A 13,869-nucleotide genomic window follows, 5' to 3' on the forward strand; every position below is an offset into this window, starting at 1 on the left:
CACCCGCCAACAGTACGAAAGACGCCCATGAGCGACCTGGACCGATATCTCAACGCCGCCACCCGCGACAACACGCGCCGCAGCTATCGGGCTGCCATCGAGCATTTCGAAGTGACATGGGGCGGGTTCCTGCCCGCCACCAGCGACAGCGTGGCGCGTTACCTGGTAGCGCATGCCGGAGTGTTGGCAGTGAACACCTTGAAGCTGCGGCTCTCGGCTTTGTCGCAGTGGCATCTCAGCCAAGGCTTTGCAGACCCGACCAAGGCGCCGGTGGTGCGCAAGGTGCTCAAGGGGATCCGTGCGGTGCACCCGGCGCGAGAAAGACAGGCCGAGCCCTTGCAGCTCAAGCACCTGGAGCAGGTAGTCGCGTCCCTGGAAAGTGAGGCGAGGCAGGCCGCTGCTGATCAGGACATCCCTCGATTGCTACGCGCCAAGCGCGACACCGCGCTGATCCTGCTGGGCTTCTGGCGCGGTTTTCGCAGTGATGAACTGTGTCGGTTGAGTATCGAGCATGTCCAGGCAGTGCCGGGTGCCGGCATCAGCCTCTACCTGCCGCGCAGCAAAAGCGACCGGGACAATCTCGGCAAGACTTACCAGACCCCAGCGCTGCTGCGCCTGTGCCCAGTGCAGGCCTACAGCGAGTGGCTCAGCGTCTCGGCCCTCGTGCGCGGCCCGGTCTTTCGCGGCATTGACCGCTGGGGCAATCTGGGCGAGGAGGGCTTGCACCCCAACAGTGTGATCCCCTTATTGCGCCAGGCCCTTGAACGCGCAGGCATTGCGGCTGAGCAATACACCAGTCATTCCCTGCGCCGAGGCTTCGCTACCTGGGCGCATCGCAGTGGCTGGGATTTGAAGTCACTGATGAGTTACGTCGGTTGGAGCGACATGAAATCCGCCATGCGCTATGTTGAAGCGACGCCGTTTCTTGGTATGACCCTGGCTACTCAACCGCTGTTGTAAGATTCTTCTATTAATACTGTTGCCTGATAGAGAAAGCCAATCGCCAACATCAGGTTTGCCAATGAGCCATCGACCGAGAGAGCCGGTAGGATTCACTTCATCAACTTACTAACCCCTGACGGAGAGTCAACGATGCCTATCATCAACAGCCAAGTAAAACCGTTTAAAGCCACCGCTTTCAAAAACGGCAGCTTCGTCGATGTGACCGACGCTGATCTGAAGGGCAAGTGGTCGGTGGTGTTCTTCTACCCAGCCGACTTCACCTTCGTCTGCCCAACCGAACTGGAAGACCTGGCTGACAACTACGCCGAATTCCAGAAACTGGGCGTCGAGATCTACAGCGTTTCCACCGACACCCACTTTGCCCACGCTGCCTGGCATAACACTTCGCCAGCCATCGGCAAGATCCAGTACACCATGATCGGCGACCCAACCCTGACCATCTCGCGCAACTTCGACGTACTGATCGAAGAAGCCGGCCTGGCAGACCGCGGTACTTTCGTGATCAACCCAGAAGGTCAGATCAAGATTGTTGAACTGAACGACGGCGGTGTTGGCCGTGACGCTTCCGAGCTGCTGCGCAAGATCAAGGCTGCTCAATACGTCGCTGCCCACCCAGGCGAAGTCTGCCCAGCCAAGTGGAAAGAAGGCGAGGCCACTCTGGCTCCGTCCCTGGACCTGGTCGGTAAGATCTAAGTCTGTGAAGACGTATCAAGGGCGGGAATCCGCACTTAAGTAAGCTGCATCCGCCCTCAAAACGCCCGGGCGAGATTCGCTCGGGCGTTTTTTTGTCTGCAATAAACCGAATGAACAGGAAATCGCCCGTATGTTGGACGCCAATCTTAAAGCTCAGTTGAAGTCATACCTGGAACGGGTCACCCAGCCGATCGAGATCGTCGCCTCCCTCGACGACGGCGCGAAATCCCAGGAAATGCTTGCTCTTTTACAGGACGTCATCAGCCTCACCACGCTGATTACCCTGAAAACCGATGGCGATGATGCGCGCAGGCCGTCGTTCTCCATCAACCGCCCGGGTGCCGATATCAGCCTGCGCTTCGCCGGCATCCCCATGGGTCATGAATTCACTTCGTTGGTGCTGGCCCTGCTGCAAGTCGGTGGCCACCCGTCGAAGGCCAGTGTCGAGGTAATTGAACAGATTTGTGCCCTCAAAGGCGAGTTCAGCTTCGAGACTTACTTCTCGCTGTCGTGCCAGAACTGCCCGGACGTGGTACAGGCCTTGAACCTGATGGCCGTGCTGAACCCGAACATCCGCCACGTCGCCATCGACGGTGCGCTGTTCCAGGCCGAGGTCGACGAGCGCCAGATCATGGCGGTGCCGAGTGTCTACTTGAACGGGGTCAACTTCGGCCAGGGCCGTATGGGCCTGGAAGAAATCCTTGCCAAGCTCGACACCAGCGGTATCGAAAAAGCCGCGGAAAAGATCAGCGCCAAAGACGCCTTTGACGTCCTCGTCGTCGGCGGTGGCCCGGCCGGTTCTTCGGCAGCCATCTATGCGGCGCGCAAAGGCATTCGTACTGGAGTTGCCGCCGAACGTTTTGGTGGCCAGGTACTGGATACCATGTCGATCGAGAACTTTATCTCGGTACAGGAAACCGAAGGGCCGAAGCTGGCCAGTGCGTTGGAAGCGCATGTGCGCCAGTACGACGTGGACATCATGAATCTGCAACGTGCCAGTAGCCTGGTGCCGGCGAAAAATCCTGGTGAGTTGCACGAAATTCGCTTCGAAAGCGGCGCGACCCTCAAGTCCAAGACCGTGATCCTGGCCACTGGCGCCCGCTGGAGAGAGATGGGCGTTCCGGGCGAGCAGGAATACAAGGCCAAGGGCGTTTGCTTCTGCCCGCACTGCGACGGCCCATTGTTCAAGGGCAAGCGCGTGGCGGTGATCGGCGGCGGTAACTCCGGTGTTGAGGCTGCCATTGACCTGGCCGGGATCGTCAGCCATGTCACGCTGCTCGAGTTCGACAGCAAGTTGCGCGCTGATGCGGTCTTGCAACGCAAGCTCTATAGTCTGCCGAACGTGGATGTGATTACCAGCGCGCTGACCAGTGAAGTCAAGGGCGACGGCCAGAAAGTCACCGGTCTTGCCTACAAGGATCGCGACAGCGGCGAGTTCAAGACCATCGACCTGGAAGGTATCTTTGTTCAGATCGGCTTGCTGCCCAACACCGATTGGCTCAAGGGCACTGTAGAGCTGACTCCGCGCGGCGAGATCATCGTCGATGCCCGTGGCGAGACCTCATTGCCAGGCGTGTTTGCCGCCGGTGACGTCACTACCGTGCCTTACAAGCAGATTGTGATCGCGGTGGGTGAGGGGGCCAAGGCTTCGTTGAGCGCCTTTGATCACTTGATTCGTACGTCAGCTCCGGCATAACCGAGCCCTTGAAAAAAAGCCCCATGATTGCTCGTGGGGCTTTTTGTTTTCTGTCGTGCGAGGATTACATCGGCGCTGGCTGGATAATCTCGACCCAGTAGCCATCCGGGTCCTTGATGAAGGCGAGGCTCTTCATGCGGCCATCTGTCAGGCGCTTCTGGAAGTCGCAGCCCAGTGCTTCAAAACGCTCGCATGCCGCGACAATATCCGGCACCGAGATGCAGATATGGCCAAAGCCGCGAGGGTCAGTGTTGCCGTTATGGTAGGCAAAGTCGGCATCGTTTTCAGTGCCATGGTTGTGGGTCAGTTCCAGGATGCCCGGGATCGACTTCATCCACTGGGTGCGCTCGGCGGCGTCGGCCGGGATCTGGGCCTTGTCCACCAAGGCCAGGAAGTACAGGCTGAACTCGGCTTCCGGGAAGTCGCGCTTTTCAACCAGTGAGAACCCCAGGACACGGGTGTAGAAATCCAGTGACTGGGTAATGTCCTTGACCCGCAGCATGGTGTGGTTGAACACGAAGTTCGTCGTCGCGGTATCAGGCTGGGCGGTGACGCCCGGGAAAGTATTCAGTTCGTGCAGGCTCATGGGCCCTCCAGAAAAATGGGGCAAAGCGGTCCCTTGGCTTGCGGCAGCCTCCGTGCAGCCGGACCATGATACGCAAGGCCTGCCCGCTGCGCCAAATGAAAAAGCACAGGCAGCCCTTGCGACCCGCACCGGCTGGGCCGCAAACTTTGCTGCTTGAACTTTGGGTGTCTTTTGCAATGATCGAGTTTCGTAGACTGCTGTTGAGCGCTGTGTGTGGGTTGCTGTCCAGTCCGTGGGTGTTGGCCGCCGACCCAGAGATTCACTGGCCCAGTGGTTGGCAGGTCGAGGAAGTCGTGCCTGACGGCGAAACACCCGCCAAGCCTCAAGCAGTGTCGCGCCAGCGTGCGATCAAGAATGATGAAAATGGCGCGACGCTGATGGTTATGGAGTTGACCGGTACACCGATTGAAGCTGGACATAAAGTTAATCTTCCAGGCGTATTGCTGGAGATGCGCAAATCCATCCAGAAGGATTTTGCCCGAAGCGGTTATCAAAGCGTGTGCAGCAAGATGCACCCCAGCACATTGAGTCGCCTTGAAGCGCTCGAAACTACTTGCGTGATTACCGAGAATGGCCGGCACGTTCTGTCACAAACTTTAGTCGGTGCTGTGGATATTGATAAAGCCTATGTCTTTTCATACGCAGGCCAGGTGCAAGCCTATGAAGCGAGCAAGGATGAAGTGAGTTCGGTACGCAATAGCCTGAAATTATGACCCGGCCAAGTTGAGCGAATCTGAACAAAATAGGAGGGTGGGAAAGTTCGCTTTCGAACCTATAAAGCAACAGAACCCCGCGATGCGGGGTTCTGTTCTTAGTGCCTGTTGATCAGCCGCGAAGCCAGGAATCTACAGTGGCGGCGCCGTACTCTTCTTTCCAGGCTTTAAGGCCGCGGTGGTTGCCGCCTTTGGTCTCGATCAACTCGCCGGTATGCGGGTTGTGGTAAACCTTGACGACCCGTGCACGCCGCTGTTTAGGCGCAGTGGCAACTGACGCGCCAGCTTTGCGTGGGGTTGGGTCAAGAATGGCGATGACGTCGCGCAGGCTTTTACCGTAGCTGTCCATCAGCTTCTTGAGCTTTTCTTCGAATTCGATTTCTTTCTTCAGGCCTGCGTCGTTCTTCAAGGATTCCAGCTGCGCAAGCTGCTCTTGAAGGGCTTTTTCTGCTGCGCGAAATTCGGCGAGTCTGGACAAAATCTGTACTCCAATAGTGTAGTTGCTGAGATCAACTGCAGACACAGCTATAAGCCAGGAACGTTAAGGTAACTCAACGAAATAGCCCCCTCTGCGAGTTCTGCACAGGTAGGAAAAATTGTAGTAGTTAATTCATCTCGAGTAAATCATGTCTGCCAGCAAAAGAACAATCTTTCATCAACGGTAGCGCAGGGGTATTCACGGGTTGCCCAACGAATTAATGAATTCATCACAGGGTAACGGTCGGCCGAACAGATAACCTTGCAAGAAGTCCACGCCTTGGGCGACAAGGTATTCACACTGTTGTGCTGTTTCCACGCCTTCGGCAACAATGCCAAGGTCCAGCTTGCCGGACAGTTCTATGATGCTGTCCAGGATATGCCCTGACAGCGCATCCGCACCGATCATGGCGACAAAGCTTTGGTCAATCTTCAAGTAATCGACGTTGAAGTTGCGCAAGTAAGCCAGGCTCGAATGGCCTGTTCCAAAGTCATCGATCGCGATCAGTACACCCAGCAGGTGCAGTGCATCGAACAGCTGGCGGGTGATATCGGTGGGCTCGATCAGCTTGCGCTCGGTCAGCTCCAGCACCAGGCTGACCTGGCCAGGCGCGAAGGCGGCAAGGAACTCCCGGCAATCCTCCACCAGGGCCAGGTCCTGGCAATGGCGCGCGGTGATATTCACGCCAATATGGAAGCCGGGGCTGAAACGCGCGGCGTGGGGCGCCAGTTGCGCAGCGGTCTGACGCAGCAAGGCGCGGGTCATCGGCACGATCAGGCCCGAGTCTTCGGCCAGGGGAATAAACAGGTCCGGCCGCACCAGGCCCTCTTTCGGGTGTTTCCAGCGCATCAGTACTTCACAGCCTGCCCATTGACGCGTGTCTCCGCGTACCACTGGCTGGAAATACGGGATGAATTCGTTGGCACTCAATGCACGCTGCAATTCCTGGGTCGGGGCGGACGAGCGTTTTTGCAGCCAATGCGCAAGGATGCCGGCCAGTACACCGAAGAACACCACCAGGCTGAACAACGCCGGATAGCGGGCCTGCATATAACGCCAGGTTTCCCCCTCCGGCATACCCGCCTCGACGCTGTAGTCATAACGCTCGGACGCCAGATGATGATGGGCCACGGCAAATTCCGGTACCGCGCGGTCATGCACCTTGCCGTCGGCATCGAGCCAATGGGGGCCGACTTGCAAAACCAGGTGGGCGTAACGGCTGATCAAGCGTAAGGCGTTGGTGAGGTGGTAGCTGTCAATCGAGGCGAACGCGCCCTGGTCGCCTTCCACCAGGCGATAGACCAACAGCGCGGTATCCGGCGTGACGGGGTTGCCATTCATCAGCCACAACCGGCCATTCACGTAGTCGTCCGGGTTGACCGGTGACTGAGAGTTGCCGCCGAACAGCGAGCTGCAATAAATGTTTTTCTGCCAGGACAGGGTGGTGGCGCGTACAAACGGCCGGCGCGTCACCTGTTCGCGCAGTGCCAGTTGCGCCTCGCTGTCACATGGCTTACCCGCCCAAGGCAACAAAGCCTGGGCGGCGAGGGCGGTATTGTCGAGCATCAGGTCGAACTGGCGCACCGCTTCTTGAGCGGTTTGGGCCGTGCTTTGCTCAAGCGTGCGCTCGGCTTGCCAGTAAAGAATTGCAAACCCCAGCAGAACGGGCAGCAGCCCGCAGAGGGTGCTGATGAAATAGCGGGCAGCTCGGCTTCTTGGACCTTTGGCGGTCAGGGGCATAGGGGCAATTAATCGTGAAAAAAGAGAGTGGTCTCTGCCGATGATAGATGGCATTGCACGGGGCTGCTCACTTGTTTAACGCCTACTGACCTAGCCGTTCGGTCAGTTGTGGCGGGCTCTTCAACTTGGCAACATAAACTTCGTTGCAAAACGTAAGAGACTCAGTAGCACTTAACCCCTACAGCCTCTTTCATAGCCACGCAGCCCGATTTTGGCGGGACGGTTACGTCTCGCCCTTCGATTGACGATTCATGGCTTGCAACACTTTTAATGACATTCACTGGGAAGTATTTGTAATGAAAACTATCGCATTGGCCGTTGTATTTCTGGCGGTCACCAGCGTTGCCGCTCTGCCTGCTGTTGCCGCAGACGGCAAGATCACCTTGACCGGTGAAATCACCGGCACCACCTGCAGCATCAGCGGCGGCACGGGCTCGGCCCCCGGCACCAGCCCGGACTTTTCGGTACCACTCAGCAAGGTCCAGGCCAGTGCGCTCAAGGCGCCAGGCCAGACTGCCGGGGCGAAACCCTATTACATCCATGTCGGTTCCTGCCCCAAGGATACGACCGTCGCCGTGATGTATGAGAGCAGCAGCCCCGCGATCAACCCGGCGACCGGTAACCTGGTCAACCAGGCACCCGCCAAGCCGGCGCCTGCCACCTTCGTTGAGGTGCAACTCGTGGATGGCGTCACCCACCGGCCTATGGACCTGCGCCTGGGCCAGAACTCCAGCCCCGCGAAAGTCCCGGAAAGCGGCCAGGTGTCGCTGCCGTTTGCCGCCCAATACATCGCCACGGGCACCGCTACGCCAGGCCCGGTCAGCTCCCAAGTGCTGTATTCGGTGACGTTCCCCTGATCGAGGCCCGGTTGCCTGGCCGTGCGTCAGGCAAGGACAGACAAATGCTTGCCCGAACATTGCTATTGATGACCCCCCTGCTGATCAGTGTCGGGTTGCTATCCGTCGCTCACGCCGGCGTAGTGATCGACGGCACGCGGCACATCTATCCGCAGCAGCGTCGAGAAGTCACGCTACGCCTGACCAATGACGATCAGCGGGCGCCGCGCCTGGTCCAAGTGTGGCTGGACCAGGGCGACCCGGCGCAAGACCCCTCCGGCAGCGAGGTGCCTTTCAGTCTTTCGCCGCCAGTGTTTCGCATGGACGCGGGCAAAAGCCAGGTAGTGCGACTGGTCTATACCCAGGACCCACTGCCGGATGACCGCGAATCGTTGTTTTGGCTCAACGCCCTGGAGATACCGCCCAAGGTCAACGTGGCACCGGGCAGCCCGCAAGCGGCCCCTTCGAACCACCTGCAGTTCGCTTTTGGTATCCGCACCAAAGTGTTTTTCCGCCCGGCCCGATTGCCGGGTTCGGCGGACGAGGCGCCCACCCAATTACGCTGGACCCTGCACCGGAGTACCCAGGGACCGCTACTGGAAGTGCACAACCCATCGGCTTATCACGTGACCTTCAATGAAGTTGCCTTGGTCATGGGCTCGGGCCCGGGTGCTCGCCTGTTACCGGCGGGAGAGGGCATGGTGCCCCCCGGTGGCAGCCTGAAGCTGCCCGTCAGGGATGTCGTAAAGGCATTGCCCGCGGACGCCCAGGTGCATTTCAAATACATCAATGATTACGGCGCATTCTCCGCGCCGCAGCGTGCTCCCCTGAAGTTCTGACCATGCATGCCTTACTGCAAATACCCATTCACCGCTTCACTGCCTGGCTGTTTGCCAACCCCAGGTTGCTGCTATGGCTGGGCCTGCTCAGTACCTTATTGATGTCGGCAGAGGCCGCGCCACTGTTGTTTGACATCGAGGCGTTCGCCAGCGGCCTGTCCTCTTCGGCAGATATCTCGCGCTTCAATACCAGCAACGTGTTGGCGCCTGGTGTCTATCGCGTGGATGTGATGCTCAACGGGCAATCGATGGGACGCCGCGAGATCACCTTCGCCCCCCTTGCCGGGCAGGACGACGCCCAGCCTTGCTTGAACGCTGCCGAGCTTGGCCAACTGGGGGTTTCTGTGCAGGCGCTGGCGGATAACACCGAGCATGCCTGCCGGGATTTTGCCGAGTGGATACCCATGGCCAGCAGCCGCGTCGATATCGAGACCCTGACCCTGGACGTCAGCATCCCCCAGGTCTATATCAACCGTTCCGCGCGCGGCTACATTGACCCGTCTGAGTGGGACAATGGCATTGACGCCGCGCTGCTCAACTACAACTTCAGTGCCGCGACGGCGACAGCGGGCGCCGGTGAGGATCGTGGCTACCTGGGCCTCAACGGCGGTCTCAACCTGGGCGACTGGCGGTTACGCCATCAGGGTGGGCAGGCATGGGCATCCGGTCGTGGCCTGGCGCCTTATCAACACACCGCCACCTACCTGCAGCGGTCCCTTGCCGCGTGGCGCTCACAACTGACCGTCGGCGACAGCTTCAGCAGTGGTCAGATCCTCGACGGTGTGCGTGTACGCGGCATCACCCTGGCCACCGATGACCGCATGCTTGCCCAGTCGCAACAAGGCTATGCGCCTCAGGTGCGGGGCATTGCCGACAGCAATGCAACGGTGACAGTGCGCCAGAACGGCTACACCCTTTACGAAACCACCGTGGCCCCGGGGCCGTTTGTCATCGATGACCTGTACCCCACCGGGTACGGCGGCGACCTGCACGTCAGTGTTACCGAGGTCGACGGCCGGCGCAGCAGCTTCGTGGTGCCTTACTCCGTGGCGCCTTATCTGCTGCGTGACGGTGCCAGCCACTACAGCGCGACCTTGGGGCAGTTGCAGCAATACAGTGTCAGCGACGCCAGCCCGCTGATCTTCCAGGGTACGCTGCAGCATGGCCTGGGCGATCGTCTGAGCGCCTATGGTGGCAGCACGTTTTCCCAAGGCTACGGCCAGGCCAAGGCCGGCCTGGCGATGAGTACTCCGATTGGCGCGCTCTCCCTCGACAGCACCCACTCGCGCACCCAGGTACAGGGGCTAGGGGTAGTCGGCGGGCAAAGCTGGGGCCTGGCCTATAACAAGAACCTGCCGTTCTCGGGAACGCACTTTGCGTTGGGCGCCTATCGTTTCTCCACGGCCGGATACCTGAACCTGCCTGATGCGCTCAATGTGCGGGAACTGGCCCGCCAAGGCGGAAGTATCAACAGTTACGCCAGGCAGAAAAGCCGCCTCGACCTGACAATCAGCCAGCAGTTGGGCGCAGGCTCGCTGAGCCTTTATGGCAGCTCCATCGACTACTGGGCAGGCCGCCAAGGGCGCCAGACCTCCTTCACCCTCAGTTATGCAGCTAATTGGAAGTCACTCAACTGGAACCTCTCGGCGCAGCGCTCGCGTGTCAGTGAAACCCATCAGTTGAACGATCACGAGCGCAGCGACGAGATCTTTTTTGGCCGGTCGGCGCAGGCCGGGCGCGTGGATAATCACCTGGTGCTGACACTGTCCATGCCATTGGGCGCAGGAACGCGTGCGCCGACCCTGAGCAGCAGCTTGTCGCACGATGCTGGCGATTCGCGCGGCAGCCAGCATCAGGTGGGGGTCAATGGTTTGCTGGGTGACGCCGGTGAAGCCAGCTACGGGCTGACCGGCAGCCGTGGCACGGGCCACCAGCAAGGCTCCAGCTTCAATGCCTACGCCGGCTATCGCAGCCGCGCTGCGAGCCTGCGGGCCGGCTATGCCCAGGCCCGCGACAGCTCACAACTTTCCATGAGCGCCGATGGCGGGCTGATTGCCCACGGGCATGGCCTGACCTTCGCGCAGAACCTCGGTGAAGCCTCGGCCCTGGTGTATGCGCCGGATGCACAAGGTGCCCGGCTGGGCAGCAGCGGGGCGCGTATCGATAAGCAAGGCTATGCGGTGCTGCCAGCCCTCAGGGCTTATCAGCGCAATGAAGTAGATATCGATCCCGAGGGCATGCCCATGGATGTGGAACTCAAGGAGTCGAGTCACGCCGTGGTGCCGACGCTGGGGGCGGTCTCACTGGTCAGGTTCGAGACCGTCAGTGGCCGAGCCGTGGTGATCAAGGCCACTCATATGAATGGCAAGCCGTTGCCATTTGCCGCCCAGGTGTTTGACGAACGCGGCGTCGAAATCGGCGTGATCGGCCAGGCTGGCAAGGCTTTTGTGCGCGGGGTTGCCGACCAGGGACGGTTGACGGTGCGCTGGAATGCAGGGGCGGGTGACCAATGCTTCATCCATTACCGTTTGCCGCCGCGCAGGCCCGAGCAACGTCAGGAAAACGCGGACCAGTTGGTCAGTCAATGTGCCGACCATGGCGATGTGGACGAGGAGCGCAGCTGATGACTCATCGATTGTTCAACGCGGTGCTTGGCCTGGCCCTGGCGGTGCAGACAGTATTGGCCCATGGGGAAATCGTCATTGACCGCACACGTATCATTTACACGGCCAGCGCCCCGGGGGTAACGGTCAACCTGCACAATGAGGCCGACGGCCCGCGATTGGTCCAAGTGTGGATCGATGCGGGCGACCCGCAGGTCGCGCCTGAGTCGAGTGATGTGCCCTTTACGGTGACCCCGCCGATCCTGCGCCTGGATGCCGGCAAGCACCGCGCATTGCGGGTGATGTACCACGCGACCCAAAACAAGGCCCTGGCCGCGCCCCAGGAATCGGTGTACTGGCTGAATGTGCTGGGGATCCGTCCGTCTGTGGATACCGGCAACCAGCTGCAATTTGCCTTTCGCACACGGATCAAGCTGTTTCTGCGCCCCGACGGCTTGTCGGGCCAGGCGCAGGAGGCGATTCAATTGCTGCAGTGGCAGCGCAAAGGTGACGGCCCGGTGTTGCGGGTGCGTAACCCCAGTGCCTTTCATGTGAGCCTGTCCAGCGTCCGGCTGACCGTCAGTGGGGTTGAGTACCGCAATGATGACCCGCCCATGCTGTCGCCACATTCGGTAGTCAGCATCGCGTTGAAGGGGCGGGCGCTGCCAGGGGAAGGGCCGGCCTTGCTGCGTTTTACCGTGCTGGATGATCATGGCATGACGCACGAACATTCTCTGTCTTTAGGCCGCGGTAAGGATTTGGCGATATGAACAGCGTCCGGCAGTTTACGACCAGGCTTCTACAGGTCGGCGCGTGCCTGGGGGCCTGCATGTCCGCGATGGACGCGCATGCCCATTTCAATGCAGGCGCCTGCGTCCCCCAGGCGCCCGTGACGCTTTCCTTCCCGCCGATTACCTTGCCAGGCGACCTGAAAGTGGGCGAGGCAATTGGCTATCCAGGCGGGTATGACTTCGCAAGCAATGGCGCTGTGATGCAGTGTCGATACACCGACTGGTTATTGCCGCATCCAGTGTCGGCGAGCCTGAGTGTGGTCAATGCTGCGGCGACCGGCATGACGTTCAATGCCAACGGCTTGTCGATGCCGGTCTACGCCACTCCTTACCCCGGCGTAGGGTTCGCCATGATGGCCGGGGATCCGTCCCAGCCTCTGCGCGTGATTACCCACACCGGCACGACGTTGGTGGACACCAAGCACAACAAGCCCACGGCCTGGACACTGCAAGGGCGCGTGTATCTGGTGGCGACGGGCCCGATCGCGTCGGGCCCGATCAGCGCAAGCACAGTCGGCAGGTATGTGCTGAGCAATGTCAATATTGAAGGCCCCGGCCATGCCTCGATCAACTTCGGCGACACGGTGATATTGCCGCCGCAAAAACCGACTTGCCGCGTATCCACACCGTCGATATCGATGCCACTGGGGCAGGTACCCAGTCGAGACTTCAAGGATATCGGCAGCCATGCCGGCAGCGTCAGTCGCAACATCACCCTGGACTGCGGCGGCGGTAACGGTGGCATCCTGGATGTATGGATCACGGTGACCGACCAGACGGAGCCCGGCAATCGCAGCGACCAATTGTCCCTGACCCGCACTTCGACTGCCCGTGGCGTGGCCCTGCAACTGCTCAATGGCGCCCAGTTAATCAGCTATGGCCCCGACTCCTCTGGCGTGGGTAACCCGAACCAATGGCAGGTCGGTAGTACTGCCAACGGCACCCTGACAATTACGCTGACTTCCCGCTATGTGAAAACTGCGTCGACCATCAAGCCCGGAACCGCCAACGGCCTGGCCTCGTTTACCCTGAGTTACCGGTGAATACCTGGATCGGGGTACAGCGTTTGCGCCAGTGCGATAAACGCCAGGGTAGCGGGAGAGGCCTGGCGTCGATCCAGTACCGCCAGGCCTATGCGCCGCGTTACGCTGGGCAACAGGGACCGGGCAATGTAGCGCGGGTCGGCATTGGCCGGCAGTGAGCCCTGGGCCACGATACTCAGGCCCTCGCCGCGACTGACCGCCTCCAAAGTGCTGAGCAACTGGGTGCAGCGATACCGCACTTTAGGCTGCAACTGCGCTTCACCGAACAAACGCGTGACCAGCTCTGCGGAGCCTGCCTCGGTTAGGATGAACGGGTCATCGCACAACGCGTGCAAGGGTACCGCCACGCTTGCCGCCAAGGCATGGCCGACCGGTATCAGCGCCACGAGTTGGTCTTCGAGCAGGGCAACGGTGTCGAAGCGTTCATGCTCCAATACCACGAAGCCCACATCCACCCGGCGTTGGTCCAGCCATTGGATGACCTGCCGGTCCGGCCCCTCGTCTACGTGTACCTCGATACCCGGATAGTCCCTTCGGAAGTGGCTGAGAATGGTCGGTAGCAAACGGTTCGAAGCGGTGGGGCCGAACGAACCTATGCGCAATGTGCCGCGCTTCATCCCGCGGGCATCGGCGGCTTCCTGTTGCAAGGTGTTGGCCAGCCCCAACATGCCCCGTGCGCGCCCGAGCAACTGCTCGCCGATATCGCTCAGTTCCACCAGGGTCTGGTGCCGGCGAAACAACTCCACACCCAGTTCCTGCTCCAGAGCCTTGATCGCATGGGATACCGCCGACTGGCTGATGCCCAGCCGATGCGCCGTGCTGGTGAAACCTCGCAGTTCGGCGACCAGGGAGAAGATTTCCAACTGGGTCAGGGTCATGAGTAATACC

The 13,869-nt window shown here is 60.1% G+C and carries 13 protein-coding genes; 9 read left to right on the plus strand and 4 right to left on the minus strand.

All coding sequences use genetic code 11. The features are described 5' to 3' along the window. Positions 1 to 27: 27 nt before the first annotated feature. The 3 genes from ASD70_RS26115 (at position 28) to ahpF (ending at position 3,352) form a co-directional block, all read left to right on the plus strand. Positions 28 to 960 (plus strand): site-specific integrase, encoded by a 933-nt coding sequence (locus ASD70_RS26115; RefSeq protein WP_056847826.1) that lies wholly within the window; start codon positions 28 to 30, stop codon positions 958 to 960. 132 nt (positions 961 to 1,092) lie between these two features. Next, positions 1,093 to 1,656, plus strand: coding sequence for an alkyl hydroperoxide reductase subunit C (gene ahpC, locus ASD70_RS26120; RefSeq protein WP_003191303.1), 564 nt, complete (start codon positions 1,093 to 1,095; stop codon positions 1,654 to 1,656). Positions 1,657 to 1,786: 130 nt separating this feature from the next. Next, positions 1,787 to 3,352, plus strand: a complete 1,566-nt coding sequence (gene ahpF / locus ASD70_RS26125) for an alkyl hydroperoxide reductase subunit F (protein ID WP_056847827.1) — start codon at positions 1,787 to 1,789, stop codon at positions 3,350 to 3,352. A 64-nt stretch (positions 3,353 to 3,416) separates the two neighbouring features. Here ahpF and gloA read toward each other — a convergent pair whose 3' ends face one another. Then, positions 3,417 to 3,938, minus strand: coding sequence for a lactoylglutathione lyase (gene gloA / locus ASD70_RS26130; RefSeq protein ID WP_046068213.1), 522 nt, complete (start codon positions 3,936 to 3,938; stop codon positions 3,417 to 3,419). Positions 3,939 to 4,114: 176 nt separating this feature from the next. Between gloA and ASD70_RS26135 the strand changes: the two genes are divergently transcribed. Beyond that, on the plus strand, positions 4,115 to 4,651 hold the full coding sequence (locus ASD70_RS26135) for a DUF4946 domain-containing protein (protein ID WP_046068212.1): 537 nt from the start codon (positions 4,115 to 4,117) through the stop codon (positions 4,649 to 4,651). 112 nt (positions 4,652 to 4,763) lie between these two features. Here ASD70_RS26135 and ASD70_RS26140 read toward each other — a convergent pair whose 3' ends face one another. Together ASD70_RS26140 and ASD70_RS26145 are read right to left on the minus strand one after the other, a co-directional pair. Next, positions 4,764 to 5,129 (minus strand): histone-like nucleoid-structuring protein, MvaT/MvaU family, encoded by a 366-nt coding sequence (locus ASD70_RS26140; RefSeq protein WP_046068211.1) that lies wholly within the window; start codon positions 5,127 to 5,129, stop codon positions 4,764 to 4,766. A gap of 198 nt (positions 5,130 to 5,327) precedes the next feature. After that, on the minus strand, positions 5,328 to 6,869 hold the full coding sequence (locus tag ASD70_RS26145) for an EAL domain-containing protein (protein ID WP_056847828.1): 1,542 nt from the start codon (positions 6,867 to 6,869) through the stop codon (positions 5,328 to 5,330). Positions 6,870 to 7,165: 296 nt separating this feature from the next. Between ASD70_RS26145 and ASD70_RS26150 the strand changes: the two genes are divergently transcribed. The 5 genes from ASD70_RS26150 to ASD70_RS28730 are packed head-to-tail and all read left to right on the plus strand — an operon-like array spanning position 7,166 to position 12,981. After that, positions 7,166 to 7,726 (plus strand): fimbrial protein, encoded by a 561-nt coding sequence (locus tag ASD70_RS26150; RefSeq protein ID WP_056847829.1) that lies wholly within the window; start codon positions 7,166 to 7,168, stop codon positions 7,724 to 7,726. 44 nt (positions 7,727 to 7,770) lie between these two features. After that, positions 7,771 to 8,544: a fimbrial biogenesis chaperone gene (locus ASD70_RS26155; RefSeq protein WP_056847830.1), complete on the plus strand. Its 774-nt coding sequence runs from the start codon at positions 7,771 to 7,773 to the stop codon at positions 8,542 to 8,544. 2 nt (positions 8,545 to 8,546) lie between these two features. Then, positions 8,547 to 11,168 carry a fimbria/pilus outer membrane usher protein gene (locus ASD70_RS26160; protein ID WP_056847831.1) on the plus strand — a complete coding sequence of 874 codons (2,622 nt, stop codon included), beginning with the start codon at positions 8,547 to 8,549 and terminating at the stop codon, positions 11,166 to 11,168. Beyond that, positions 11,168 to 11,917, plus strand: a complete 750-nt coding sequence (locus ASD70_RS26165; RefSeq protein WP_056847832.1) for a fimbrial biogenesis chaperone — start codon at positions 11,168 to 11,170, stop codon at positions 11,915 to 11,917. Before ASD70_RS26160 ends, ASD70_RS26165 begins: the two co-directional genes overlap by 1 nt. Before the next feature lie 59 nt (positions 11,918 to 11,976). After that, positions 11,977 to 12,981: a fimbrial protein gene (locus ASD70_RS28730; protein WP_148666877.1), complete on the plus strand. Its 1,005-nt coding sequence runs from the start codon at positions 11,977 to 11,979 to the stop codon at positions 12,979 to 12,981. On the opposite strand, the gene ASD70_RS26175 is transcribed toward ASD70_RS28730, so the two are convergent. Then, positions 12,972 to 13,859, minus strand: coding sequence for a LysR family transcriptional regulator (locus ASD70_RS26175; RefSeq protein WP_046068205.1), 888 nt, complete (start codon positions 13,857 to 13,859; stop codon positions 12,972 to 12,974). The two genes, ASD70_RS28730 and ASD70_RS26175, sit on opposite strands and share 10 nt — an antisense overlap. Between the last annotated feature and the right edge of the window lie 10 nt (positions 13,860 to 13,869).

This window comes from Pseudomonas sp. Root569, from assembly GCF_001427465.1.
In the GTDB taxonomy this organism is placed as follows: Bacteria; Pseudomonadota; Gammaproteobacteria; order Pseudomonadales; family Pseudomonadaceae; genus Aquipseudomonas; species Aquipseudomonas synxantha.